The sequence below is a fragment of the Microbacterium sp. JB110 genome, assembly GCF_003335195.1.
GTDB lineage: Bacteria > Actinomycetota > Actinomycetes > Actinomycetales > Microbacteriaceae > Microbacterium.
This window is the reverse complement of record NZ_QPGM01000006.1, coordinates 75,131-100,903: the sequence shown is the minus strand read 5'-3', so window position 1 is coordinate 100,903 and position 25,773 is coordinate 75,131. Positions and strand designations below refer to the sequence as shown.

26 protein-coding genes and 1 tRNA gene are annotated in these 25,773 nt (G+C 68.7%); 9 read left to right on the top strand and 18 right to left on the bottom strand.

Annotated features, from left to right (window positions below):
- Nucleotides 1-16: 16 nt before the first annotated feature.
- The 12 genes from CIK77_RS11690 to CIK77_RS11635 form a co-directional block, all read right to left on the bottom strand.
- Nucleotides 17-886, bottom strand: coding sequence for a dihydrodipicolinate synthase family protein (locus tag CIK77_RS11690; protein WP_087053824.1), 870 nt, complete (start codon nt 884-886; stop codon nt 17-19).
- Complete coding sequence (locus tag CIK77_RS11685) at nt 883-2,532, bottom strand: tripartite tricarboxylate transporter permease (RefSeq protein ID WP_087053823.1); 1,650 nt, start codon at nt 2,530-2,532, stop codon at nt 883-885. Before CIK77_RS11685 ends, CIK77_RS11690 begins: the two co-directional genes overlap by 4 nt.
- A complete protein-coding gene (locus tag CIK77_RS11680; RefSeq protein WP_170934029.1) occupies nt 2,529-3,059 on the bottom strand; it encodes a tripartite tricarboxylate transporter TctB family protein in 531 nt (176 codons plus the stop codon). Before CIK77_RS11680 ends, CIK77_RS11685 begins: the two co-directional genes overlap by 4 nt.
- Complete coding sequence (locus CIK77_RS11675) at nt 3,056-4,015, bottom strand: Bug family tripartite tricarboxylate transporter substrate binding protein (RefSeq protein WP_087053821.1); 960 nt, start codon at nt 4,013-4,015, stop codon at nt 3,056-3,058. The genes CIK77_RS11680 and CIK77_RS11675 overlap by 4 nt, the downstream gene beginning before the upstream one ends.
- 269 nt (nt 4,016-4,284) lie before the next feature.
- A complete protein-coding gene (locus CIK77_RS11670; RefSeq protein ID WP_087053820.1) occupies nt 4,285-4,941 on the bottom strand; it encodes a GntR family transcriptional regulator in 657 nt (218 codons plus the stop codon).
- Between the two features lie 224 nt (nt 4,942-5,165).
- The gene (locus CIK77_RS11665) at nt 5,166-5,597 is read right to left on the bottom strand and encodes a heat shock protein transcriptional repressor HspR (protein ID WP_087053819.1); all 432 of its coding nucleotides are present in this window, start codon (nt 5,595-5,597) and stop codon (nt 5,166-5,168) included.
- Between the two features lie 124 nt (nt 5,598-5,721).
- Complete coding sequence (locus tag CIK77_RS11660) at nt 5,722-6,681, bottom strand: DnaJ C-terminal domain-containing protein (protein ID WP_087053818.1); 960 nt, start codon at nt 6,679-6,681, stop codon at nt 5,722-5,724.
- Nucleotides 6,682-6,755: 74 nt separating this feature from the next.
- Nucleotides 6,756-7,427, bottom strand: coding sequence for a nucleotide exchange factor GrpE (locus tag CIK77_RS11655; RefSeq protein WP_087053817.1), 672 nt, complete (start codon nt 7,425-7,427; stop codon nt 6,756-6,758).
- On the bottom strand, nt 7,427-9,289 hold the full coding sequence (gene dnaK / locus CIK77_RS11650) for a molecular chaperone DnaK (RefSeq protein WP_087053816.1): 1,863 nt from the start codon (nt 9,287-9,289) through the stop codon (nt 7,427-7,429). The genes CIK77_RS11655 and dnaK overlap by 1 nt, the downstream gene beginning before the upstream one ends.
- Nucleotides 9,290-9,436: 147 nt before the next feature.
- Nucleotides 9,437-10,786 carry a dihydrolipoyl dehydrogenase family protein gene (locus tag CIK77_RS11645; protein WP_087053815.1) on the bottom strand — a complete coding sequence of 450 codons (1,350 nt, stop codon included), beginning with the start codon at nt 10,784-10,786 and terminating at the stop codon, nt 9,437-9,439.
- Between the two features lie 119 nt (nt 10,787-10,905).
- Entirely contained in the window at nt 10,906-11,211 is a 306-nt protein-coding gene (locus tag CIK77_RS11640) for a helix-turn-helix domain-containing protein (RefSeq protein ID WP_087053814.1), read from the bottom strand.
- A gap of 4 nt (nt 11,212-11,215) precedes the next feature.
- On the bottom strand, nt 11,216-11,566 hold the full coding sequence (locus CIK77_RS11635) for a type II toxin-antitoxin system RelE/ParE family toxin (protein WP_087053813.1): 351 nt from the start codon (nt 11,564-11,566) through the stop codon (nt 11,216-11,218).
- Nucleotides 11,567-11,773: 207 nt separating this feature from the next.
- Between CIK77_RS11635 and CIK77_RS11630 the strand changes: the two genes are divergently transcribed.
- A complete protein-coding gene (locus CIK77_RS11630; protein WP_140403486.1) occupies nt 11,774-12,250 on the top strand; it encodes a hypothetical protein in 477 nt (158 codons plus the stop codon).
- A 9-nt stretch (nt 12,251-12,259) separates the two neighbouring features.
- Here CIK77_RS11630 and CIK77_RS11625 read toward each other — a convergent pair whose 3' ends face one another.
- The 3 genes from CIK77_RS11625 to CIK77_RS11615 form a co-directional block, all read right to left on the bottom strand.
- Complete coding sequence (locus CIK77_RS11625; RefSeq protein WP_087053811.1) at nt 12,260-13,537, bottom strand: MFS transporter; 1,278 nt, start codon at nt 13,535-13,537, stop codon at nt 12,260-12,262.
- A gap of 75 nt (nt 13,538-13,612) precedes the next feature.
- The gene (locus tag CIK77_RS11620) at nt 13,613-14,053 is read right to left on the bottom strand and encodes an aconitase X swivel domain-containing protein (protein ID WP_087053810.1); all 441 of its coding nucleotides are present in this window, start codon (nt 14,051-14,053) and stop codon (nt 13,613-13,615) included.
- Nucleotides 14,050-15,333: an aconitase X gene (locus tag CIK77_RS11615; protein ID WP_087053809.1), complete on the bottom strand. Its 1,284-nt coding sequence runs from the start codon at nt 15,331-15,333 to the stop codon at nt 14,050-14,052. The genes CIK77_RS11620 and CIK77_RS11615 overlap by 4 nt, the downstream gene beginning before the upstream one ends.
- Nucleotides 15,334-15,670: 337 nt before the next feature.
- Between CIK77_RS11615 and CIK77_RS11610 the strand changes: the two genes are divergently transcribed.
- On the top strand, nt 15,671-17,083 hold the full coding sequence (locus CIK77_RS11610; protein ID WP_249268468.1) for an MFS transporter: 1,413 nt from the start codon (nt 15,671-15,673) through the stop codon (nt 17,081-17,083).
- On the opposite strand, the gene CIK77_RS11605 is transcribed toward CIK77_RS11610, so the two are convergent.
- Nucleotides 17,034-17,777: a metal ABC transporter ATP-binding protein gene (locus tag CIK77_RS11605; RefSeq protein WP_087053808.1), complete on the bottom strand. Its 744-nt coding sequence runs from the start codon at nt 17,775-17,777 to the stop codon at nt 17,034-17,036. The genes CIK77_RS11610 and CIK77_RS11605 overlap by 50 nt on opposite strands.
- A gap of 51 nt (nt 17,778-17,828) precedes the next feature.
- Between CIK77_RS11605 and aztB the strand changes: the two genes are divergently transcribed.
- The 6 genes from aztB to CIK77_RS11575 all read left to right on the top strand — a co-directional run bounded on the left by aztB (nt 17,829) and on the right by CIK77_RS11575 (nt 23,331).
- Complete coding sequence (aztB, locus tag CIK77_RS11600) at nt 17,829-18,746, top strand: zinc ABC transporter permease AztB (protein WP_087053807.1); 918 nt, start codon at nt 17,829-17,831, stop codon at nt 18,744-18,746.
- The gene (locus tag CIK77_RS11595; protein ID WP_087053806.1) at nt 18,746-19,936 is read left to right on the top strand and encodes an ABC transporter; all 1,191 of its coding nucleotides are present in this window, start codon (nt 18,746-18,748) and stop codon (nt 19,934-19,936) included. The genes aztB and CIK77_RS11595 overlap by 1 nt, the downstream gene beginning before the upstream one ends.
- A complete protein-coding gene (gene aztC, locus CIK77_RS11590) occupies nt 19,933-20,853 on the top strand; it encodes a zinc ABC transporter substrate-binding protein AztC (protein WP_170934028.1) in 921 nt (306 codons plus the stop codon). The genes CIK77_RS11595 and aztC overlap by 4 nt, the downstream gene beginning before the upstream one ends.
- Nucleotides 20,854-20,879: 26 nt before the next feature.
- Nucleotides 20,880-22,094, top strand: coding sequence for a zinc metallochaperone AztD (gene aztD / locus CIK77_RS11585; protein WP_087053805.1), 1,215 nt, complete (start codon nt 20,880-20,882; stop codon nt 22,092-22,094).
- A gap of 220 nt (nt 22,095-22,314) precedes the next feature.
- Nucleotides 22,315-22,620: a DUF2470 domain-containing protein gene (locus CIK77_RS11580; protein WP_087053804.1), complete on the top strand. Its 306-nt coding sequence runs from the start codon at nt 22,315-22,317 to the stop codon at nt 22,618-22,620.
- Between the two features lie 57 nt (nt 22,621-22,677).
- Nucleotides 22,678-23,331 carry a biliverdin-producing heme oxygenase gene (locus CIK77_RS11575; RefSeq protein ID WP_087053803.1) on the top strand — a complete coding sequence of 218 codons (654 nt, stop codon included), beginning with the start codon at nt 22,678-22,680 and terminating at the stop codon, nt 23,329-23,331.
- An 84-nt stretch (nt 23,332-23,415) separates the two neighbouring features.
- On the opposite strand, the gene dcd is transcribed toward CIK77_RS11575, so the two are convergent.
- Both dcd and CIK77_RS11565 read right to left on the bottom strand, forming a co-directional pair.
- Nucleotides 23,416-24,021 carry a dCTP deaminase gene (gene dcd / locus CIK77_RS11570; RefSeq protein ID WP_087053802.1) on the bottom strand — a complete coding sequence of 202 codons (606 nt, stop codon included), beginning with the start codon at nt 24,019-24,021 and terminating at the stop codon, nt 23,416-23,418.
- Between the two features lie 215 nt (nt 24,022-24,236).
- Nucleotides 24,237-25,442, bottom strand: a complete 1,206-nt coding sequence (locus CIK77_RS11565; protein ID WP_087053801.1) for a hypothetical protein — start codon at nt 25,440-25,442, stop codon at nt 24,237-24,239.
- Nucleotides 25,443-25,514: 72 nt separating this feature from the next.
- Here CIK77_RS11565 and CIK77_RS11560 point away from each other — a divergent pair.
- Nucleotides 25,515-25,588, top strand: a tRNA-Gly gene (locus tag CIK77_RS11560).
- Nucleotides 25,589-25,773 lie beyond the last annotated feature (185 nt).

Below are 25,773 nucleotides of genomic sequence, written 5' to 3'. Positions count from 1 at the left end.
GAGTGGTCGGACGGGCTCAGGCGTACGCCTCGACGACCCGGATGATCTCGGCGACGGCCGCCTCATCCGGCTCGTCCAGCGCCATCCGGCTGCGGGCGTCTACGACGCCCATCCGGCGCAGGGCCGCCTTCATCCGTGGCATGTCGCCGCCGATGACCGAGACGAGATCGTCGACGTCGGCCTGGGCTCGGGAGATGCGTTCGGCGTCTCCCGACTCCGCCGCCTCCGCGAGCGCGCGGAACGGCTTCGGCAGCACGGATGACACCCCCGAGACGACACCGTCGGCGCCGCGCTCCCCCGCCGCGATGAGATCACGGTCGGCCCCGGTGTAGACGACGAAGCCGTCGGGCGCCGCGTCGCGGTAGGCGGCGATCTCGTCGAGGGTGAGCTCACTGGCTTTGACCCCCACCACGTTCGGCAGCGCCGCGAGCCGAGCCAGCAGTTCGGGCGAGACGGCGTTCCCCGTGCGGTTCGGGAACGCGTAGACGTACAGCTGTCCGTCGCCGACCGCGGCGGACAGCGCCTCGTAGTACGCGTACATGCCGTCGTCCGAGGCGGGCAGATAGAACGGCGTGACGGCGGCGAACTCCCGCGCGCCGAGTTCGCGTGCCTTCTGCACGAGCCGCACGGCCTCGAAGGTGCTCGCCGCGCCGACGTGCACGACCACGCGCATCGCGCCCGACAGTTCGTCCAGCGCCGCATCGACGATCTGCGCGAACTCGGCGTGGTCGATGGCGGGGAACTCCCCAGTCGTGCCCAGCACGAACGCGCCTTCGTTCCCCGACTTCGCCACGTGGCGGAAGATGGCGCGGCTGCCGTCGATGTCGAGCGAGCCGTCCTCCCGGAACGCCGTCGGAATGGCTGTGAGGATGTCTCGCCTGGTCATGTATCTGACCCCTTCTTGTCGGTCCTGCGCCGCGATCTGCGCGGCTTGTCTTCGTTGCGGATGGTGGAGGTGAGCATGCCGGGCTCGTCGCGCATCGATTCGTGCGCCTGCTCGATCTCGGCGAATGTGTCCTCGCTCAGCACGGAGTCTGCGAACGACCCCCGCTTGTCCTTGGGCTTGCGCGCATTCCGGATGGCCGGCAGCACAACGGATGCCACGGCGAGCGCGAGCAGGATCAGCGCGATCGGGCTGACGACGGAGAAGAACGGCTGCGTCGGCAGGATCTGCAGGGTGCGCGCGAGGTTCTCCTCGGCGAGCGGCCCCAGGATCAGCCCCAGCACGATCGGCCCCGCCGGGATCTCGAGTCGCTTGAGTGCGAGCCCGATCACGCCGAACACCAGCATCTGGACCACGGTGCTGACGCTGTTGGACGTCGCGTAGGTGCCGATGACGCAGAAGATGAGGATGCCGCCCCACAGATACGGCCGAGGCAGGTCGAGCAGCTTCACGATCCCCTTCATCCGGACGAGGCTGAGCACGAGTGCGAGCAGGGTCGCGACGATCATGATCGCGGTGATCGACACGACCAGATCCGGTCGGTCGGTGAACAGCGTCGGGCCTGGGGCGATGCCCCAGATGATCATCGACCCGATCATCACCGCCATCACGGAGTCGCCGGGGATGCCCAGCGCCATCGTGGTCGTCAGCGATCCGCCGAGCGTGGCGCTGGAGGCCGTGTCGCTCGCGGCGACGCCTTCGATCGACCCCTTGCCGAACTGCTCCGGGTGCTTCGAGATGCTGCGCGCCCTGTCCCATCCGATCAGTCCTGCGATGTCGCCGCCGGCCGCCGGGATGAGACCGACGCCGAGTCCGATGCCGCCGGAGACGGCGACCGCGCGCCCCGACTGCTTGAACTCCTTGCGGTTCGGCAGCCAGCGTCCGAGTGACGAGATGGGACGCGTGCGGTTCGCGCGGTGCGTGAGCAGCTGGTCGAGCAGCTCTGCGATGCCGAACAGCCCGATGATGACCGCGATGAAGTCGAGCCCGTCGACGAGTTCGAGCAGGCCGAAGGTGAAGCGCTCGTCGTTGGTCGCGCTGTACAGGCCGACGGTTCCGAGCATCAGCCCGATCACGCCGGCGAGGATGCCCTTGAGCATCGATTTCGACGAGATGCCGATCATGATCGCGATGCCGAACACGACGAGGGCGAACAGCTCGGGCGACCGGAACCAGTCGCGCGCCAGCGTCGCCACCGGCACGGCCAGGACGGCGAACAGCACGACCGAGGCGAGGATGCCGACGGCGCTCACGATGGCGGAGAGCGTGAGGGCGAGACCGGCCCTGCCCTGCTTCGCCATCGGATAGCCGTCGAAGGTCGTGGCGACCGACGCCGGAGTTCCTGGCGTGTTCACGAGGATCGCCGGAACGCGGTCGCCGAAGTTCGCCGCGACGTAGATCGTCAGCAGCACGGCGAGGCCCTGCACGGGCTCGAGCGTCATCGTGAACCCGGCGGCGAGCGCGACCGCCATGGTCGCGGTGATGCCGGGGAAGGCGCCGACCAGGAAGCCGAGCGCGAGCCCGACGAGCATGTAGAGCACGACGGACACATCGAGCAGGGCACCGAGGCCGTCGACGATGGCGTTCACAGCGGGATCCTCAGAACGATGCCGAACAGAATGTAGATGAAGGCCGTCAGGCCCACCGGATAGGCGATGAGCCCGATCCAGCGCCGGTGGCCGAACAGGAGCAGCAGCGACAGCAGATACAGCGCCGCGATGATCGGGAACAGCTGGATCCGGTACCCGGCCAGGATCACCGACTGCGCGCTCCACGCCGCCACGAAGGCGCCGGAGATCACGACGGTCAGCATGACGCGGAGCGGGCCGCCCGTCGCGACGCTCTCCAGGTCGTCGCGCCGGGGCGCCGGTCTGGCGACGGCGATGACGAGCAGCACGATGGAGACCGAGAGTCCGGCCACGCCGAGCACGGTCGGCCAGGTGCGCGCGTCCATCGCGGCGACGGCTGACTCGTCGCGCAGAGCGATCTGCGTTGCCAGGCCGAGGTAGCCGGCGGTGAACGCAACGGCGACCGCAGCCGCCGTGATCTCGAGCGCCCGTGACGGACGAGGCCGAGCGGCCTCGTCCGTCACGGCGTGCTGTGCCGCCTCACTCAACCGAGAAGCTCCGCGAAGCGGTCGAACTGCTCCTCGACGAACGTCTGGTGCTCGTCGGCACTGCGGTAGACGACGAGGTTGCCGGCGTCCGCCTGGAACTGGGTGTATGAATCGCTCTCGACGGCGTCCTTCACGGCGCTCTCGAGAGTGTCGTGCACCTCATCCGGCAGCCCCGTGGGTGCGTACATGCCGCCCCAGCCACCGAAGACGACGCCGTCGGTTCCGAGCGCCTCGTTCGCGGTCGGAACGTCGGGAAGGTCGGGGTGCGCATCCTCATCCATGACGGCGAGGATCCGCACCGAGTCCTGCTGTGCCAGCGCCTCGCCGACGCCCGAGACCGAGGCGACGACCTCGCCGGAGGCCGCAGCGCTCACGGCAGGAGCGCCGCCGTCGTACGGAACCGGCGTCACATCGATACCCGCGGCCTCGGCGAACCCGAGCGAGGCTGCCTCCCAGATCGACCCGGCGCCCGAGTTCGAGACGGTGACCTCACCGTCTTCAGCCGCCGCGATCAGGTCATCGACGGTTTCGATGCCGCTGTCGGCGCCGACGGCGATGACGCCCGGCGCGTTCATGATCTGGCCGAGGAAGTCGTAGTTCTCGGGCAGCACATCGGCGTTCTGCGTCGTGTTCAGCATCGCGATCTCGACCGGGGCGAAGCCGATCGTGTAGCCGTCGGCCTCCTGGTCGGCGACGTACTCCATGGCCTTGGCGCCGGAAGCGCCCGGCATGTTCTCGGGAATGACGCTGCCGCCGAGGGTCTTCTCGAGCTCCGCGGCGAGCGCGCGCGACGAGAGGTCGCTGCCGCCGCCAGCGTCGGCCTGGATGATGAGCCGGATGTCGTCGCTCGGATATTCGGCGGCGCTCTCTTCGGAGACCGGCGTGCACGCGGCCAGCGCGGCAGCCACGAGGCCGAATCCCGCGACAGCGGCGGTGGTGCGAATGAAACGGGGCATCGTTGCTCCTCCTCGGTGCAGGGACCGACGACTTCGCCGGCTGCCCCGATCATGACACGTTTACTGTTAACAGTCAACGGCGTCTATGTGCCCGTCCATCCGATGCCAGAGAACGACCTTCGCGCCGTGCCTGCGGTCGATCTGCAACACCGGATCGAGCGCGGAGATCGCGCGGTGGCGTGCGTGGGGCGAGCACGTGGCGGTCGCTGAGGCGAAGTCCCGGCACGGGAACGGGCCGCGGGTGCGAACGAACGGGCCGGTCGCGGGGCTCAGCGGGCGTCGAGCTCCAGTCGCATCCGCTCCTCGGCGCGCACAAGGTGGTCAGCCAACTCGGCGGCGACGGGCTCGGCATCGCCGGCGCGGATCAGGTCGAACAGCACGCGGTGCGAGTGCGCCGACTCGTGCAGATCCTCGTCGTGGTTGATCGTGACCTCGAGCAGCGCCATGAACGTCGGCTCGTACTGCCGCCAGGTCGCCAGCAGACGGGGATGGCCCGCCAATTCGTAGAAGGACGAGTGGAAGTCGACGTCGGCACGATAGAAGTCGGCATGATCCCCCTCGTCCGCTGCGCGCTCCATCCGCTCGACGAGCCGCTCGACGGGCTGCCACACTTCCTCGTCGCCGCCCAGCGCACGCCGAACGGCGAGCTGCTCGAGTGCGCCGCGCAGGCTGTAGAGCTGCTCGATGTCGTCGAGCGTGAGCCCCCGGATGTAGATGCCGCGCGGTCGGCGCGTCTCGACCAGTCCCTCGTAGACGAGCAGAGAGACGGCGTCGCGGACGGGCCCGCGGCTCACGCCGAATTCCTCGGCGACTGCTTCCTCTGTCAGCCGATCGCCCTGCGCGAGCTCGCCGCGCACGATCCGTCGCCGGAGGATGTCCGCGACCTGCTCGCCGAGCGATACCCCGCGTTTCACCGTGTCGCGCACAGCACCCCCTCGCGTTTCGTTGACTGTCAACAGGGTACATCCGGATGCGGCTGACCCTCGCGACGCGGCATTCTGACTCCGACACGCGCGCGACGCCCGGCACGGTTCGCCGATGAGATGCGCCGGTGTCTGACAGGAGAGCGGCCAGATCGGCATATGTCAGCGCGAACGGCCCCGCTCAACGGTCGGCGCAGGGCACCAGTGTGCGGAAGCAGATCGCCTCGTCAGCGCCCCTGCGGCCGCCACAGCACCACGTCGGTGCGGCGGCGCACGCGGGTGCCGCTCGTGAGGGTGACCACGGCACCGGATGTCTCGGCCGCGAACACCCGCGCACCCGGGCGGTTCTCGCGCTCGGCACGGAGTTCGCTCTGCAGCTGCACGACGCGGTGGCGCAGGTCGGTCACTTCGTCCTCGAGGTCGAGGATGCGGGCGATCGCCGGCAGACTGATGCCCTCGTTCGACAGCTCCTGCACCTGGCGCAGCTGCCGGATGTTGCGCAGCGAGTACCTGCGCGACCCGCCCTGGGTGCGTCCGGGAACGACGAGACCGATCCGGTCGTACTGGCGCAGGGTCTGCGGGTGCATCCCGGCGAGCTCAGCGGCGGGCCCGATCCGCAGAATCGGGTCGTCTTCGCCGACGTCGTCGAACTGCTGCATCCGGTGCACCTCCTCGCTGCTCTCCAGGCTACGTGCCCATTCCCCCGTCAGTTCTTCATTTCTGGCACATCTCCGGTGCTGTGCACCCCATGAGATGTGCCAGAAATGAAGATTTGTGCCGCGGTCAGGCGGACGCGCGGGCTCGATGGAGCCAGTCGTCGCGGGGGTTCTCGTGCGCCTCGACGTCGCGGAAGTGCTCGAGCGCTTCGCGCTGCGCCTCGGTGAGATGGCCGGGGACCACGATCTGCACCTCGGCGAGCAGGTCGCCCGTGCCCTTCTTCGACGCGATGCCCCTGCCCTTCACGCGCAGCACGCGGCCGGACGGGGTTCCCGCCGCCACCTTCAGCTTCACGGTGTCGCCGTCGAGAGTCGGCACCTCGACCGTCGAGCCGAGCGTCGCCTCCGTGAACGTCACCGGCACGGTCACCCGCAGGTTGAGCCCGTCGCGGCTGAACACCGGATGCGGCCGCACGGTCACGTCGACGACGATATCGCCGTTCTCGCCGCCGTTCGGCGAGGGCCTGCCGCGCCCGCGCAACCGGATCTTCTGCCCATCGGCGACACCTGCCGGCACCTTGATCTTGAACGAGGTGCCGTCTTCGCTCTGCAGCGAGAGGGTGTCACCGTTCGCCGCGCGCAGGAAGTCCAGTGTCGTCCTGGCACGCAGGTCCTGGCCCTTCGTCGGCATGCCGAACCCGGCACGGCGACCGCCGCCAGCGCCCTGCCCGAACATCGAGAAGATGTCTTCGAAGCCGCCTCCGCCGGTGCCGGTGCCGGCACCGCCGAAGTGACTGAACACGTCGTCGAAACCGCCGCCGCCCGGCCCGCCGGAGGTGAAGCGCGCGCCGGAACCCATGGCGCGGATCTCGTCGTACTCGCGGCGCTGGTCGGGGTCGGAGAGCACCGAGTACGCCTCGCTGATCTCCTTGAACTTCGCCTCGGCCTTCTCATCGCCCGGGTTCGAATCCGGGTGGTACGTACGGGCGAGCTTGCGATAGGACTTCTTCAGCTCGGTGTCGGAGGCGTCCTTCGACACCCCGAGCATCGCGTAGAAATCCTTGTCGAACCAGTCCTGGCTAGCCAACTTATGACCCTTTTCGATCGACCGGATGGCCCTGCCGCGCTCTCAGAGGGAGCGGGAGGGCCACCCGGATGGGATTACTCGGCAGGAACGGCGACGACGACCTTCGCCGGCCGCAGTTCCACATCGCCCAGGCGGTAGCCGACCTCGACGACCTCGAGGATCGTCGGCTCGGTCTGGCCGGGAGTCGGCTGCTGGAAGACGGCCTCGTGCTGCTGCGGGTCGAACGCGTCGCCCGCCTCGCCGTACGACACGAGCCCGACGTTCACCGCCACGGCGCGCATCTTCTCGGCGACGAGCGCGAACGCCGACCCCTCTTCGAGGTCGCCGTGCTGCTGCGCGCGATGCAGGTCGTCGAGCACCGACAGCATGCTCTTCGCGACCGCCCCCTTGGCACGGTCGATCTCGATCTGGCGCTGCTCCTCGGTACGGCGACGGTAGTTCGCGTACTCCGCCTGCAGTCGCTTCAGGTCGTGCAGCAGCTGCGTCTCGTAGTCGCTGTGCTCCGCTTCCGCAGCCTCGTCGGTCTGCTCGGCGTCGAGGATGTCGTCGATCGTCAGGCCGTCGCCCTCAGTCTGCTCGCCCGCACCCGACGCACCTGCACCGGATTCGGCCTCGCTCTGCTCGGCCTGCCCCGCCTCGTCCGGGGCCTGGTCGCCCGCCTGCGCTTCGGGGGCGGAAGCGGCTGCCTCCGCCCCCTCGGCGTCAGGGCGGACCTCGTCGTTGTCGTCGAAGCCCTTGCCCGTCATTACTTCTTCTCGTCCTCGTCGTCGTCGACGACCTCGGCGTCCACGACGTCCTCGTCCGACTCAGCCGAAGCGCCGTCGGCGCCCGCCTCGCCGGCCGCGGCGCCATCTGCCTGGGCCTGGCTGTAGATCGCCTCGCCGAGCTTCGTCTGCGACGCGTTCAGCTTGTCGAGCGCGGTCTTGACCGCGTCCTCGTCCTCACCGGCGAGCGCCGTCTTGAGCCCGTCGACGTCGCCCTGCACCTCGGTCTTGACGTCCTCAGGCAGCTTGTCGTCGTTCTCCGAGATGAGCTTCTCGATGGAGTAGACGAGCGACTCCGCCTGGTTGCGCTGCTCGAGAGCCTCCGCGCGCTGCTTGTCCTCAGCGGCGTTCTCCTCGGCCTCGCGCACCATCCGGTCGATGTCCTCCTTGGGAAGCGAGGAGCCGCCCGTGATGGTCATCGACTGCTCAGTGCCTGTGCCCTTGTCCTTCGCCGAGACGTGCACGATGCCGTTCGCGTCGATGTCGAAGGTGACCTCGACCTGCGGCACGCCGCGCGGTGCGGGGGCGATGCCGGTCAGCTCGAAGGTGCCGAGCGGCTTGTTGTCGCGGGTGAACTCGCGCTCACCCTGGAACACCTGGATCGCGACCGACGGCTGGTTGTCGTCGGCGGTCGTGAACGTCTCACTGCGCTTGGTCGGAATGGCGGTGTTGCGCTCGATGAGCTTCGTCATCCGGCCGCCCTTGGTCTCGATGCCGAGCGACAGCGGGGTGACGTCGATGAGCAGAACGTCCTTACGCTCGCCCTTCAGCACGCCGGCCTGCAGCGCCGCGCCGACGGCGACGACCTCATCAGGGTTGACGCTCTTGTTCGCGTCCTTGCCCGTCTCGCCCTTGACGAACTCGGCAACGGCCGGCATGCGGGTCGAACCACCGACGAGCACGACGTGCGCGATCTCGCTCATCTTGACGCCGGCCTCGGCCATCACGTCGTGGAACGGCTTCTTGGTGCGCTCGAGCAGATCGCTGGTGAGCTCCTCGAACTTCGCGCGGGAGAGCGTCTCACTGAGCGAGACCGGCCCGTTCTCGGTGAGCGAGAGGTACGGCAGCGTGATCGAGGTCGAGGTCGAGCTCGACAGCTCCTTCTTCGCCTGCTCCGCGGCCTCCTTGAGACGCTGCAGCGCGATCTTGTCGCCTGCGACGTCGACGCCCGTCTCGTTCTTGAACTGCTTGATCAGGTGGTCGACGATGCGCTGATCCCAGTCGTCGCCGCCGAGGCGGTTGTCACCGCTGGTCGCGCGCACCTGGATCGTCGAGAAGTCGTCGTCCTTGCCCACCTCGAGCAGCGAGACGTCGAACGTACCGCCACCGAGGTCGAAGACCAGGATGAGCTCGTCCTCCTGGCCCTTGTCGAGGCCGTAGGCGAGGGCGGCGGCGGTGGGCTCGTTGATGATGCGGAGCACGTTGAGGCCCGAGATCTCACCGGCCTCCTTCGTGGCCTGGCGCTCGGCGTCGTTGAAGTACGCGGGCACGGTGACGACCGCGTCGGTGACCGTGTCGCCGAGGTACTCCTCTGCGTCGCGCTTGAGCTTCTGCAGGATGCGCGCCGAGATCTCCTGCGGCGTGTATGCCTTGCCGTCGACCTCCTGCGTCTTCCAGTCGGTGCCCATGTGGCGCTTGACCGACGCGAGGGTGCGGTCGACGTTGGTCACGGCCTGTCGCTTGGCGGTCTCACCGACGAGCACCTCGCCGTCCTTCGTGAATGCGACCACCGACGGGGTGGTCCTGGCGCCCTCGGCGTTGGCGATAACCTTCGGCTCGCCGCCCTCGAGGACGGAGACGACCGAGTTGGTCGTTCCAAGGTCGATACCCACAGCACGTGCCATGTCTTGCTCCTTCTCGTCAGAGTGTCAGAAGTCTGCTCACGAAACCTCAGTCGTGATGACTCAAGTGTAGAACCTGAGCCGGAAGGAGTCAAATTAACTTGATACGAGTCGGCTCAAGTTTTGCATCGTGCCGCACGGTGATCCGGATCACAGCATCGAAGCGACGTCCGATCCCACCGACGGGTAGCTCGCCGGCATCGCCCTGAGCTGCTCCGCGGTCAGCCCAAGGGCGATCGCCATCGAGAACACGTTCACCGCCTCGGCGTACTCAGGGCCGAACAGGTGGGCGCCGAGGATGCGGTCGTCGTCGGCGTCCACGATGATCTTCGCAGCTGCGGCCTTCTCGCCGACGCGGTAGTTCGAATACCAGGAGCCGGTGTCGGAGAACCGCACGTCGATGTGGTGCCCCGCCTCGCGCGCCGCGGCCTCGGTCATCCCGACCCCGGTCAGCTCCGGGATGGTGAACACGGTGCTCGAGACCCCGGTGTAGTCGGGGGCCGTCTCGGCACCGGTCAGCATGTTCGAGGCGGCGACGCTGCCCTCGCTCGAGGCGACGGGCGTCAGCGGACGCCCACGGGTCGCCGCAGCGTCGCCCGCCGCCCACACAGCCGAGTTCGTGGTGCTCTGCAGGTGCGGATGCACCGTGACGCCGCGGTCATCGTGCGCGACCTGCGCCGCGTCGAGCTCGAGCCCGTCGAGCGCGGGGGCGCGACCGGCTCCGTGCACGACCAGGTCCGCTTCCACCGCATCATCCGTGCCGGCCATCTGGATGTCGAAGGCTCCGGATGTCGTCTGACGCACGCTTGCCGGGGTCGTCGAGAGCCGGACGTCGATGCCGGCAGATCTTGTCCGTTCGACGAGCCGATCGACGAGGTCGGGGTCGAATCCGCGCAGCGGGCGCTCCGAGCGACTGAGGATCGTGCACTGCGCCCCGGCACGGGCGGCGATGTGCGCGAACTCGAACGAGATGAACCCTCCCCCGATGAACACGATGCGCTTCGGCAGCGTCTCGAGCCCGAGGAAGGCGGTGCTGTCGATCACGTGCTCGCCGCCAGGCAGGTCGAGCGGCTTCGGCGCGGCGCCCGAGGCGATCAGGAAGCGCTCGGCGCGGTGCACCTGCCCGTCGACGTCGAGCGCATCCGGCGCGACGAATCGCGCCGTGCCGTGCAGGGTGGTGATGCCGCTGTCGTCCAGACCCTCTTCGATCTGGCGCGACATCGCGTCGGTGAATCCGCGCTTGTGCCGCTGCAGCGCCGACCAGTCGATGCGCAGCCCGTCGTCGACGATGCCGCGATCGCGCATCAGCGCCGCCGACTCGATGACCTCCGCCCCGCGCCGCAGGATCTTCTTCGGGTCGCACCCGCGCAGCGCGCACGTGCCGCCGTACGGCAGTGCATCGACGATGCCGACTCGCCACCCCTCGGCCGCCGTCGCGTGCGCGGCCGACAGGCCGGCGGTTCCCGTACCGATCACCAGCAGATCGAAGTTCTCGCTCACAGTGTGCTCCTTCGTCCGAGGGCGACGCCCGTGGCCGCTCGCCCGCCTCATCGTGCCGCGGCGACGATCCGGAGCTCCGCATCCCACGGAAGAACGCGCGGTCACCCCGTCTTCTTGCGTTATGCGACCTGTACGCGCTGATCGCCCAGAACGTATTCGACAGCCAGACCGCCGCCGACCGCTTCGAGGTAGCTCCGGATTGTGCCGATCTTCGCGCTGTCGAGATCGCCGTGTTCGATCTTCGAGACCTGCCGCTGTCCGACACCGATGCGTTCGGCCAATTCTGTCTGAGTAAGGCCGGCGCGCTCACGCAGTTCGCGCAGGCGGTACGCGCGCACCTCCGCGAGCATCCGCTCCTTGTGCGCGTCAACGTTCTCTCGATCCACAGGATGGGTCGCGACGAATTCCTTCACCGACATAGCCATGGGGTCAGTCTCCTTTCGATCTCCTGAGATGGTTGTCAAAGAGGTCATCGGCCATCGGGATGTTCTTCTTGTACCAATGCGTCCAGTTCCCTGCCTTGTCGCCGGCAATCAGCATGATCGCCGATCGCTCGGGATCGAAAGCGAACAGGACACGAAGCTCAGAGCGCCCTGCTGATCCCGGTCGAAGCTCTTTCATGTTCCGATGCCGGGACGATGCCACCGTGTCCACGATCGGCCGCCCCAGCTGAGGACCGCGATCCTCGAGCAACTCGATCGCCGCCACCACTTGCTCTCGTGAGTTGTCATCCAGCGAAGCGAGCCAGCCCGCGATCAACTCGATGTCCACGCTCCACACGCAACCAGTGTAGACCCTCTAAGGTCTGCGCCGCAGTATGCGCGATTCACGACACGGAGAGGCACCGATGACGCGTCGCGTCCGTCACGCTCGCACCGGAGACGCCACCGGCATCCCCATCGTCGTCTGCTGCCGCGAGCGCCGCCCGGTGCAGCGACGCCGGCAACTCGTCGATGCGACAACGAGTCACACAGGAGAATGGGCGATGTGCATCCCTCTCACAGCATCGCCCATCCGCCGACCGACACGGTTGCAGCCATCGTCGGCACCCTGACCGAACGCGGATTCCCCGTCGCCGTCGGCGGCTCCGCGGTGCTCGCCTCACTGGGCCTGATCGACCAGGTGCGCGACTGGGACGTGACGTGCGAGGGCGATCCGGATGAGGCCGCCCAGGTTCTGGACGCGCTCGGAGCGAGCTGGACTGCGCCGCAGAGTGCCGGCCGTCCGTTCGCGACCGGCGCGCGGTACGTCGTCGATGCCGGCGACCACGAGATCGACGTGCTGGTGAACTTCGCGGCGTGGGACGGCGACCGCATCGAGCGCTTTCCCGTGCGCACGAGCACGACGTGGCTCGGCCTCCCCATCGCCGACCCGGATGTCTGGACGAACGCGTACCGTCTCATCGGCCGTCCGGAGCGCGCGGCGGCGCTGGCTTCACGCGATCCGGGCTACCGCCGTCCGTAGCACCCGAGTTCACACCGTCGGGATGGTGTCCGTCCCGACGGTGCGGTCCCGGAACTCCGGCTCCAGCGCGCGCAGGCGCCGGTCGGTTGCGCGGCGCTCCGCGCTGAACGCGGCGAGCGCGATCGCTCCGCCGACGAGGGCCAGTGCCGCAGCCACCCATGCCGGGGCGACGTAGCCCCATCCGGTGGCGATCACGGCCCCGCCGAGCGCGGCGCCCAGGCTGTTGCCGATGTTGAGCGCCGAGTGGTTCAGCGCCGCGCCGATCGAACGGTGGCCGCTGGCGACGTCGAGCAGTCGCAGCTGCACGGTCGGCACGGCGGTCGCCGACGTAAGCGCGAACACGAACAGCGCGATGATCAGCGGCACGGTGTGCTGCGAGAGCAGCCCGACCAGTGCGCCCGTGACCACCAGGCAGAACAGGCCGTAGATCAGCGTGCGGCGCACGCTGATGTCGGCGAGCGCACCGCCGAGGAAGTTGCCCGCGACCATGCCGGCCCCGACGACGACCAGCGCGATGGGCACGACCCATTCCGGCGATCCGGCCGCTTCGGTCACGAATGTCGCGATGTAGCTGTAGATCGCGAAGTACGCGCCGAATCCGACCCCGCCGATCGCCACGGTCAGCCACACCTGCGGGATCCGGAAGATGCCGAGCTCCTGCCGGAAGGTGCGGCCGGGGTCGCCGGGCTGAGCGGGCACGAACCGGATGATCAGCACGAGCGCGATGATGAAGACGAAGGCGACGACGACGTAGGCCGCGCGCCACCCCAGCATCTGGCCGAGCAGGGTGCCGCCTGGCACGCCGATGAGGTTGGCGACCGACAGCCCGCCCATCACGATCGCGATCGCGCTGCCGCGTTTGGCAGGTCCGAACAGCTCGGAGGCGACGATGGCGGAGATTCCGAAGTACGCGCCGTGCGGAAGGCCGGAGAGGAAGCGCGATGCCGCGACGAGTTCGAAGTTCGGCATCAGGAACGTGAGCGCGTTGAACACCAGCAGGGCGATCACGAGCCCCACCAGCACCCGATGGCGCGGATACCGCGAGACGAACCCGGCGATCGTCGGAGCACCGACCACGACGCCGAGCGCGTACATGCTGATCAGGATGCCCGCCTGCGCGATCGCATCCTCCGGCGAGGTCGCATAGACGTCGGGGAGCAGATCGGTCGCGAGCCCTGGCAGCAGGCCCATGGAGACGAACTCCGTCATGCCGATGCCGAAGCTGCCGATGGCGAGAGAGAGGAGCGCCCTCATCGCCACACCCCTCGATTGCGTCGAGGAGGTCATCACACCAGCCTAGGCGCACCCTGAACTCCGGTGCGACCGGTTCCGCTCGGAATCGCCCGAGAGGTCACGCGGTGTTCATCTCGGCACCGCCGCCTGATCGGCCGCCCGGCGCACGATCGCGACCACGCCGCGGTCGCCGTCCACGCGCACGATGTCGCCCGTGGCGATCTCGTCGACAGGATCGACATCGCCGAACTCGGACACCGTCGGAACGCGAGTGACGACGGCGCCGAGCACGGCCTTCGTCGTCATCGCTGTGAACACCATCGCGAGCGGAGCGGTTCCCATCAGCCTGGTGCTCTGGAAGAACCCTGACCAGCCGGATGACCCCTTCGCCCCGGGGAAGACGAGGATCTTCCCCGAAAAGCTCACGTCGAACAGTTCGTGCCGGCGCTCGATGATGACGCCGCGGGCGGGGTCGATCCCTCCCCATCCGGAGATCGTCTCGTGCGAGACCAGCGCCTCACCCTCGACGACGCCGGGCACCAGGCCGCGCCCGATCAGTTCCTTCGTCATCGCAGCTCTCCTCTCCAGCGGCCCGTGACCGCAGCGTCGACACAGTCCTCGAGCGTGCCGAACCAGCCCTCGATGCCGAGGATCGCCGGCAGATAGTGCACCTGCTTGGCGGAATCGCTCGCGAACACGCGGGTTCCGTCAGGCGCGGCCTTCGACATCGCGGGGCAGGAATCGGTCAGGATGTGGGCGCCGGCGCGCTCGATGACCTCGGTGTAGCCGGAGGCGTCGGCGATCGTGCGCAGCGCCCGCGGCGTCATGATCCACATCTCCGTATCGGAGTGCAGCCGCTTGCCGTCGAGCGCGGCGGCGATTCGCTGCAGCTGATCGAGCGATGCGTGCGGGCATCCGAGCAGGATGAAGTCGACCTCACCCGACTCTCCCTGGCTGTTCAGCGTCTCGTACGCCCAGCGCCTCTCCCGCTCACCGAAGTGAACCGCCTCGGGCACCGCCTTTCCGCCGAATGCCGCCTCGACGGTCGGCGCCTCCGGCGTCAGCCCAGGTATGTGGAAGAGCTCGACGCCGCCTGCCGTCGCCGTCGCAGCGCCGAAGTGCTTGAGGTCGGCCAGCTCCGGGAGGCCGATGCCATCGCCGGTCAGCACGGGGCGCCCCTCCTGAACCACGTCGCCGACGTAGTAGCCCAGCAGACCCCAGTCCTGAAACGACTCGACGGGCGCGTCCACCTGGAACAGCGCATCGCCGTACCTGTTCTCGTCCTTGTGGTTGCCCCAGCAGGGGAGCCGTCCGGTGAGGCTTGCTGACCCGGTCGACGCGGTCCCCTCGCAGTTGGTGCGCGCTCCGAGGACCGAGTTGGCATAGACGACCGCTGACGATTCCATCCACGCGACGTGCTCACCTCGCACCGGCAGGTTCCCGACTTGGTAGGGCGTGCACGTGGACAGGATGTTGACGCCGTGCGCGCCGAAGAACGACTCACCCGTCGTCTGCAGTTCGACGTTCTCCGACGGGTACGGCGCGATCCCGACGGAGTCGGGCCCGAACCCGCTCTGCAGCTGACACGTGGGCACCTTCATCCGCGGAATGTCCACGTCCTCGTCGGTGTCGAGGTTGATCACCGCGAACGACTTCGCCCAGCCGCCCTCCTTCACCAGTTTGTGCTTGACCGGCGACGGCTGCGTCATCGTGCCTGCCACGTTCCGCACCCGGCAGAGGTGCTCGGCGCCGAGCGCATCGCCGTACCGGATCAGCAGGTCCATCGCCGCCGCGGTGGCTTCGCCCTCGCCCCCGTCGCGCATGACCTTTTCCTCATCGGTGAGTCTCATCGTCCGCTCCTCCTGTCGTCATCGTTCCAGTGCGGGGAGCCTCGGGCGGAGCACTGCTCCCCGCGACAACGACTCTCCCTCGAGGCGTCGGATCCGACACTGGCCGACCCGGGGCCCCACCACCACCAGATTTCCGAGGGCCGGAAGGAGTCGGTTCCCGACTGCACGAACGGGGCCGAACGCAGCAGGCACGAGATCGTCGCTTTCCCTCCCGCCACCGCCTGCGCACCGATATCGTGAACCGCAACGACACGGCACCGTTCGTTAACCGGAGCACCGTAGCGTCCGGGCGAAGCGCCGACGCACCGGCGGAGCCAGCACCAGGGAGACACACGACGTGACCGACACCCCACGCCCGAAAGCCACCGCCGACAGCGCAGCTCTGCCGGTGATGGGACTGGGCGACAAGCTCGACGACAAGCCGGTCAAGCGCTCCAAGGTCGTCGCGTGGGCGTTCTGGGACTGGGGGCTGCAGCCGTTCCACACAGTGCTGCTCACCTTCATCTTCACGCCGCTGTACCTCACGACCGACTTCTTCCTCACCCCGGAGCAGCAGGCACTCCCGGGTGGTGCAGCCAGGGACGCCGCGATCGCCGAGCTCACCAGCGGGCTCGGCATCGGCACGACCATCGCCGGCCTGCTGATCCTGCTGCTGGCGCCCGTACTCGGGCAGCAGGCTGACGCCGCAGGCAAGCAGAAGCTGTGGCTCGGCATCGGCACCGCCGGCGTGATCGCCTGTTCCTTCGGACTCTGGTTCGTCGAACCCGGCCCAGGGCTGTTCTGGCTCGGTGTCGCCCTGCTCGGTCTCGGCTCCGTCGCCAGCGAGATCGGCACCGTCAACTCCAACGCCATGCTGATCAGCATCGCCACGCCGAAGAACATCGGCCGCATCTCCGGCCTCGGCTGGGGCTTCGGCTATCTCGGCGGCGTCATCGCCCTCACCCTGGTCATCGCCTTCTACGCGATGAGCTGGTTCGGACTCCCGGACGATGCCGGTCTGCCGTTCCGTCTCGTCGCCGTCGGCTGCGCGGTGTGGGGCATCGCGTTCACGATCCCGGTGTTCCTCGCCGTCCCCGAGCCCAAGCCGCTGGGACGACCCGAGCGCCGGAAGAACTTCTTCGCGGCGTACGCCGTGCTCATCCGGGACGTCGTGGCGCTCTACCGCAACCGTGCGACCCGCAACACGTTCTGGTTCCTCATCGCGAGCGCCGTGTTCCGCGACGGGCTGAGCGGCGTCTTCACCTTCGGAGCCATCATCGCCGGCACCGTGTTCGGCTTCGAGTTCCTCGAACTGGCAGTCTTCGGCCTCGCGGCGAACCTCGTCGCGGGGCTCTCGACCGTGATCGTCGGCCGCTGGGACGACCGCTTCGGCCCCAAGGCTGTGATCATCGCCTCGCTGAGCGTGATGATCGTCGCAGGCGCCGCCACATTCGCGCTGATCGACCAGGGCAAACTCGTGTTCTGGATCTTCGGCCTCATGCTCACCGCCTGCGTCGGGCCCGCCCAATCCGCGTCGCGGTCGTTCCTCGCCCGCGTCACACCCTCAGGCCACGAGGGCGAGATCTTCGGCCTCTACGCCACCACCGGCCGCGTCACCAGCTGGATGTCCTCCGCCGCGTGGACCATCCTCGTCGTGGCCTTCAGCTCGACGGAGTTCGGCATCCTCGGCATCGTGCTGGTGCTGGCCATCGGCCTGGTGCTCATCCTCCCGATCCGCTCGACGCACGCGGCGGCCGAGCCGGCCGCCTGACGCCCGAGGCCTCAGCGCGGCTCGACGGCCCGGGCGCCGCGAGGGGCGGGGCCGACCCCGCCCCGCGGCGGCAGTGCCGGGTGAGGTCGATGACCTCGTTGGCCCACGCGACGTCCTCCTGGTCATGGGTGACCCATCCGATCGCGTGCCCCCTCGCGGCCTCCTCCGTCAGGATCGTCCTGATGCCGTCGCGGCTGTCGGCGTCGAGACCGGCGCCCGGCTCGTCGAGGAGAAGGACCCCGCCCCTCCCGGTGATGCGCGCGAGCCCCTGCGCGATGAGGGCGCGCTGGCGCTGCCCTCCCGACACCTCGTGGATCGAGCGCTTGGCCAGCCCCGCGATGCCGACCCGCTCGAGCGCGCCGTCGACGGCACCGCGCCGCTCGTTCCGTGCCCGACCGCGGGCTTCGCGCCCCCACGTTCCCATCGTCACGACATCGCGCACCGACAGCGGCAGCGTCTCGACGATGGCCGCACGCTGCACGACGAGTGCGATGTCGCCTGAGCGCTCGACGGTTCCGGATCGCGGCGCGCGGGTGCCGGCCATGATCTCGACCAGCGTCGATTTCCCCGAGCCGTTGGCGCCGACGATCGCGGTGATCGCGCCGGAGCGCAGCTCGGCATCCACGTTGTGGAGCACGTCGATGTCGTCGTATGCGAAGCAGATGCCGCTCGCTCGCAGTCGGGGAGGAGTCATGCACCCATCCTAAATGAGAATGATTCTGATTTGCGATACGCTTACGCAGGTATGCCGCTCCTCCCCTTCGCCTCCGAGTTCATGGTGCGCGCCCTCGTCGGCGGCGCCCTCGTCGCCGCCGTCTGCGCCATCGTCGGCACCTGGGTCGTCGTGCGCGGCATGGCGTTCCTCGGCGAGGCGATCAGCCACGGCATGCTGCCGGGCGTCGCCGTGGCGACTCTTCTCGGCATTCCGCCGTTGTGGGGAGCCGCCGTCAGCGGTGCGGCGATGAGCGCCGCGATCGGCCTGCTGCAGCGCCGCGGCCGGCTCTCGTACGACACCAGCATCGGGCTGCTGTTCGTCGGGATGCTCTCGCTCGGGGTCATCATCGTGTCGCACTCGCGCAGCTTCGCCACCGATGCGACCACCATGCTGTTCGGCGACATCCTCGCCGTGACCTGGACCGACGTGCTCATCCTCGCCGTGACGCTCGCGGTCGTCGCGATCATCGCGATCGCGTTCCACCGCTCCTTCGTCGCCGCCGCGTTCGATCCGCGCATCGCGCACACCCTCGGGCTGCGCCCGCGCCTGGCCCACACCCTGCTCACGGCGCTGGTCACGGTTGCGGTCATCGCCTCCTACCAGAGCGTCGGCTCCCTGCTCGTGGTCGGAATGCTGCTCGCACCGGCGGTCGCCGCCGGCCGCTGGACGCGATCGATCCCCACGACCATGGCGCTGGCCGCGGCATTCGGCATCGCCGCCGTCGTGATCGGCCTGACCGTGTCATGGCATGCCGCCACCGCAGCCGGTCCCACGATCGCGTGCACGGCGATCCTTCTCGCCGCCGTCTCCGCGCTTGCGTCTGCCGCCGTCCACCGCACGCGGACCAGGAACGCCCGACACACCCCGACCCATCCGGTCGTGCCGGCCCATCTCCCGCACCTGGCAGCGACCACCGCCACTGCCGCACCCCGCACGGAAAGCAATTGATGAAACGCCTCACCCCCCTCATCGCGCCCGCCGCACTCGCGCTCGTCCTCACCGGATGCGCCACCGCAGCCGAGGAGCCCCCGCAGGAGACCGAGTCGGGTCACGGCTCGGTCGCCGGTGCGGAGCAGGTCGCCGAAGCACAGCCTCAGCTCGTCTCGATCGACGAGACCGGCGACGTCGGCCTGCACGACCTGCTCACGGACGAGACGACGCAGCTCGGCCAGATCGCCGCACCCGAGGCGCTCGCCTCCGACGGCCGCTACGCTTTCGCGACGACGGCCGACGGCCTCACCATCGTCGACGGCGGGCGCTGGAGCTGGGATCACGGCGACCACTTCCACTACTACCGCGCCGAACCTGCCCTCCTCGGCACGGTGCCGGGCGCCGGCCCCGCTGCCGTGACGGGCGCGCCGCTGGCGACGGCCGGGGGCACCGGCGTGTTCTTCTCCGGATCGGGCGACGCCGTGCTGCTCGACAACGAGGCGCTCGGCGACGGCGAGCTCGCGGAGTCCTTCCGGATCGCCACGGGTGCGGCCGACGGCGTCGTCGCCCCCGTCGACACCGGCGCGATCGTCGCCACCACCGACGAGACGTCCGTGTACGACGCCGCAGGCGAGCGGATCCGCGACTTGGAGTGCGAGGCGCCGTCCGGTGCGATCACGACGCGCGTCGGCACCGTCGTGGGCTGCGCCGACGGCGCGATCCTCGCCACCGGACGCATCGACGCGCTCGAGATCGAACAGATCCCGTACCCGGATGGAGCCGCCGAGCGGGCGATGGAGTTCGACGGCCGCAAGAATCGACCGACAGTGGCCGCACTCTCCGGCGACAACGGCTTCTGGCTGCTCGACACGCGAGCAGGCGCCTGGACGCACGCGTCGGTCGATGCGGCGCTCGTCGAGGTCGTCGCCGCGGACGACGCGGACGGTCACGTCGTCGCCCTCGACACCGACGGCCGCGTGCGCGTGTACGACTCCGAGGGCACCGAGCTGTCGGTCAGCGAGCCGCTTGTCGCAGAAAGCCTCCGCTCCGGCGGCGTCGTCGATTTCGTCGTCGACACGCAGCGCGCCTACCTGTCCGACCCCGCTGACGGCGTGGTGCACGAGATCGACTACGCCGACGGCGCCCGTGTCGCCCGCGAACTCACGACCCCCACCACGCCATTCGTCGCAACGGAGCTGGGGCGATGACACGTCCCATCCGACGCACCGCCGTGCTCGCGCTCGTCGGCGCGGCGGCCGCCTCGGCGCTGGTCGGCTGCGCACCGACATCCGGTGACGGCCCGCGCATCGTCGCGACCACGAACATCCTCGGGGACGTCGTCGCGCAGATCGCCGGCGACGAGGCCGAGGTGGCCACCCTGATGAAGCCGAACGCCGACCCGCACTCATTCGAGATCTCCGCGCAGGAGGCCGCCGGGCTCGCCGACGCAGACCTGCTCGTATCGAACGGGCTCGGGCTCGAGGAGAACGTCGAGCAGCACCTCGTCACCGCAGCCGATGCCGGCGCCGAGCGCTTCGTGGCCGGCGATCACATCACCGCGCTGAGCTTCTCGTCCGGCGACGGCGCCGGCGACGACCCTCATTTCTGGACGGACCCCGCCAGGATGACCGGCGTCGTCACGGCACTCGGCGACGAGATCGCAGCCCTGCCCGACGTCGACGCCGCAGCGATCGAGGAACGCGCGGCCGCCTACCTCGAAGAGATCGCCGCACTCGAGAACGAGATGACGACGGCTTTCGAGGCGATTCCGGATGGCCGCAGGGCGCTGGTGACCAACCATCACGTCTTCGGCTACCTCGCCGACAGGTTCGACTTCGACACCGTCGGAGCGGTGATCCCGAGCGGCACGACTCTTGCTTCACCGTCGGCCGCAGACCTCGACTCGCTCGCAGCCGCCATCGAGCGCACCGGCGTACCGGCGATCTTCGCGGAGTCGAGCCAGCCCGATCGCCTCGTGCAGGTGCTGGCCGACGAGGTCGGCATCGACGTCGCGGTCGTCGAACTGTTCTCCGAGTCGCTCACAGAACCGGACGGGCCCGCCCCGACCTACCTCGACATGATGCGCGTCAACACCGACCGCATCGCCCAGGGCCTCACGCGATGAGGCCGCACCTGAAAGGAAACACTCACATGACGACGAACCCACGCTGGCGCGCGGGCGCAACCCTCGCCTCCATCGCGGCCGTCGCGGTGCTCGCCGCCGGCTGCGCGTCCGATGCCGCAGACGACCCCGCGAACGCCTCGGGATCGGGCGGCGCCGCCGCAGACGTTGCGGCAGGCGACCGCCTTGCCGTGTCGATCACCGACAAGGTGCTCGTCCTCGACGCGGACACTCTCGAGGTCGTCGACGAGTTCGACAGCGACGAATTCACCAGGGTGAACCCGGTCGGCGACGGCCGGAACGTGATGGTCACGACAACCGAGGGCTTCCAGGTGCTCGACACCGCGGCACCCGAATTGACGGACACCGTGTTCGAGGCCGACGCCGCCGGGCACGTGGTGCGCCACCACGGCAAGACGATCCTGTTCGCCGATGGCACGGGCGAGACGACGATCCTCGACACCGATGCGCTGGTCGACTCCGAAGGCGCCATGCCGGAGGTCGAGACCTACCAGGCTCCTGACGCCCATCACGGCGTCTCGATCGTGCTGGAGGACGGAACCCTGCTCACCACCGTCGGCGACGACACGGCACGTTCGGGCGCACTCGCCCTCGAGCCGCACGACGACCACTACCACGAGATCGCATCCAGCAACGAGTGCCCCGACGTCCACGGCGAGGGCACGGCGCAGGGCGAGGCGGTCGTCTTCGGATGCGCCGACGGCGCCCTGCTGTACAAGGACGGCGCGTTCTCGAAGTTCGACGCGCCAGACGAGTACGGCCGGATGGGCAACGCGTACGTCTCCGAGACGAGCCCCATCATCGTGGGCGACTACAAGAACGACCCGGATGCCGAGGGCTACTTCCTGAACGACGTCGCGCTGATCGACACCGAGGCGGAGACCTACGAGGTGGTGAACCTCGGCGACGTGGAGTACACCTGGCGCGGAGCCGTGCGCGGCCCGAACGACGACGCATACATCCTCGGCAGCGATGGCGCCATCCACGTGCTCGACCCGAGCACCGGCGAGCTGACCGCTTCCCACCCGGTGATCGACGAGTGGGAGAGCCCCGCCGACTGGCAGGATGAGCACCCCGCCATGACCACCGACGGCGAGACGGCATACGTCGCCGATGTGGCGAACAGCCGCATCGTGTCGGTCGACCTCGCCACCGGCGAGATCCTCACGGAGGGCCCGGCCTTGCCAGCCGCTCCCGGTGAGATCGCGGTGAACCTGGGCTGATCCGGGTCGACGCAGGGCCGCGGGGCGCCGGAGAACACTCCGGCGCCCCGTTCGTGTGTACGTGAGAGGTGCGTCGAGACAGCCTGCAAGGGATCATCCTGGGCCGGATGCGGTGCGATCGGCGTTCTCGGGTAGGCACTCGGGCTCCGGGCGGATAAGCTGAAGGGACGCTACTTAGGTTCCCCTAAGCTCGACGAGGAAAGCAGAGGCAGGCCACCCGATGACGCACCAGTTCCCGGATGACGTGGTCGACGCCGTGCTCCGCCACATGAACAGCGACCACCTCGACGACAACGCTCTGATCGCCCGCGCCTTCTGGGATCCGGACACCGTCTCTGCGGTGATGACCGGCTTCAACGGCGACGGCGGCGACTGGGACGTCGTCTCCCCCGACGGCACCGTGCATCCGGTGCGCATCGCTTGGCCGGGCGGCTCGATCACCGAACGCCCCGCCGTGCGCCGCGAGGTCGTCGCCCTGTACGACGACGCATGCGCGAAGCTCGGCATCGAGCCTCGGCCGCACTGACGCTCACGAATCGCGACGACGCGCCGCGCGCAGCGCGGCGGTGAGGACACCGACACCATGACGAGCACCGCGCCCATCCCCCTGTCGACGAAGATCCGCGAGCGCTCGCAGGCCGCGCACTCGGACAGCGAAGGCTCGGGGTTCATGGCCTCCCTGCTCAAGGGCCAGCGCTCCCGCGACGACTACGTCGCACTCGTGGCCCAGCACTACTTCATCTACCGCGCGCTCGAAGCGGCGACCGACCGGATGCGCCGAGATCCGGTCGCATCGACGTTCATCAGCGACCGGCTCACCCGGTTGCCGGCTCTCGAGGCCGATCTCGAGTTCCTGGTCGGGCCCGACTGGAGCGAGCAGATCGCGCCGCTGCCTGCGACCGCGCGCTACGCCGAGCGCATCGACCAGGTCGGCTCCGCCTGGGCCGGAGGGTTCGTCGCGCACCACTACACCCGCTACCTCGGCGACCTGTCGGGCGGCATCCACATCGGCAGGGTCATCCGGCGCCAGTTCGGCTTCGACACCGACGGCTCGGGGTTCTACGTGTTCGCCGACATCGCCGACCCCGCCGAGTTCAAGAACGTGTACCGCTCGCAGCTCGACGCCGCCCCGTGGAGCGAGGATGAGCACGAGCGCGTGATCGACGAGGTGCTGCTCGCCTACCGCTTCAACACCGAGGTGTTCGAGCAGCTCAACGCTGACCACGCCGCCGCCTGAACAGCGCGAAGCCGTTTCGGGAGTGCGAAACGGTCGGTTCGATCCCGTATTCCGACCGTTGCGCACTCCCGAACGCGACGAGCGTCAGGCGCCGGCGGCGCCCGCGTCTGTGGAGGAGACGTCGGTGCGCTCGAAGTTCTTGGCTGAGCGGCTCGCCGTCGGGCCGCGCTGGCCCTGATAGCGGTTGCCGTAGGGGCCGGAACCGTACGTGTTCTCGGCGGGCGAGCTGAGCCGGAAGAAGCACAGCTGACCGATCTTCATGCCCGGCCACAGCTTGATCGGCAGCGTCGCAACGTTCGACAGCTCGAGGGTCACGTGGCCGGAGAATCCGGGGTCGATGAACCCCGCGGTCGAGTGCGTGAGCAGCCCCAGCCGCCCGAGCGACGACTTGCCCTCGAGTCGTGCGGCCACGTCATCCGGGAGGGTGACGCGTTCGAACGTGGAGCCGAGCACGAACTCGCCCGGATGCAGAATGAACGGCTCGCTGGGCTCGACCTCGAGCAGGTGGGTGAGGTCGGGCTGGTCCTCGGACGGGTCGATGAACGGGTACTTGTGGTTGTCGAACAGCCGGAAGTACCGGTCCAGGCGCACGTCGACGCTCGAAGGCTGGATCATGGTCTCGTCGAGCGGGTCCAGCCCGATCCGGCCGTCGTTCAGCTGGGCCTTGATGTCGCGATCCGAGAGCAGCACGACTACAGCCTAATGACTGCTCCGCGCCCTGTGCGCACCGCACCCCGCACCGCCTCGCGAGTGGACCCCTTCGTACCGAGCGGTCGCCTTGGATCCGCTCCCAGAGGGTCCGCTCGATCACAAGGGGTACGTTCGCGCGGCCCAGCTCGCGAGCTGTGCACGTCTCGTCCAGATGCGCCGCTCCTGATCTCCGGATGGCGCGGAGGGCGGGATCGTCAGAAACGGTTGCCGTTGTCGATGGAGAACTCGAAAGGCCCCTCCACGTCGGTCCCGATGTACGTCTCGTACTCTTCGACGACGCTCTCGCCGGGCTGGAGTGAATCCGTCCAGAGGAAGTCGAAGCCCTCAGACGCGCTCTGAGCATCCGAGGGGAGGATCGTGACGTCCACCGAGTACTCCGCCTCCCGGTCGGACGTATTGGTGACCGTCGCCTCGTACGTGACGTACCCGTCGGTGAACCCCGTCTCCTCGATGACGATGTCCTGAGCGAGGTCGTAGAATTCGGTCTCTGACCAATCCGTCGCCTCGAGCGTCGGGTAGTACGTGGCGTTGTCCTCGGCGACCGCGAACGTGCCCTGAATGAGCTGGCCGGCCGCGACAGTCTCGCCGCCGCTCACGACGAGCTCGGCCGTGGCCTCGTAATCGGTGTCGCCGGATGAGAACGGGTGGTATCCGGCGAGCTCGACGTCGTAGGTGGTGATGTCGCCTTCTCTGGCGTAGTCGACGATCACGGCGTACGCGGAGAACGTCTGTCCGATGAAGGCCTCGCGGTTGTTCAGAACCCCGATGATGTCGTCGGTCGTCGGCTCGGCGGCCAGCTCGGCGGGCGGCTCGATCGGCTGGGAGCTTCCACCGCCGTCGGTCGGGCTCGAATCATCGGAGAAGTCGTCGATGAGATCGGAGATGATCGGGCGCAGCACCACACCAGCGATCACGAGGAACACGACGACCGGCACGATCCTTCCCAGCAGCGATGCCCGTTTCCTGCGACGGCCGCCGGCTCCTTGCGACTCCGAGGGTGCGTACTGCTGTGCGCTGCCGGAACGCTGGGCAGCGATAGCGGATCGCCACTGCGGGCTTCCCGGCACGGCGGTCGTCGCGGCTCCCGCCTGCATCGGGGCGGAACCGCCACGGCTCGCGGCAGCCCTGGCCCGTCGCCGTTCAGCAGATGCCGCGGCCGCGCTCTGTGCCCTGGCGGCCTGCGCCGCCCGACGCTCTGCCGCGCTGTTGCCCGCCGACATCTCCCGCGAGACGGTCGCGCGCCCTGCGGTGCCGTTCACGGTCGCCTGTTCACGCCGACCGCTTCTGGCCCTGCGCCCGAGGAAGTGCGGGTCGGTCTCGATGGGGGGAATGACGTACGGCCGCGTCAGGTGCTCGGGCGTCGAGCTGTACGTGCTGGTGTATTTCTCGACGCTGGCCACGGAGCGAGCCTATCCCGCGGGCGGCATGAGCGCCCCCGGTTGGCTGTTAGGATCGTTCCTACGCGTACGCGCGGGGATGTAGTTCAATGGTAGAACTTCTGCTTCCCAAGCAGACAGCGCGGGTTCGATTCCCGTCATCCCCTCCACAGAGATAAAACCATGCGCATTCAACCTGCTGCCAGATGGTTATTTCGCGCTCACGAAGTCGACGGTTCCTCAGCGCCGCGAAGAGGCCGCGACGCCCCCGCCATCGATACGTCTCTCCCGCATGACTGGGTCTGGTGCATACAACCTGACTAGCTTCTGCGGGGCTTCGCCGCCTCGTGGGTGG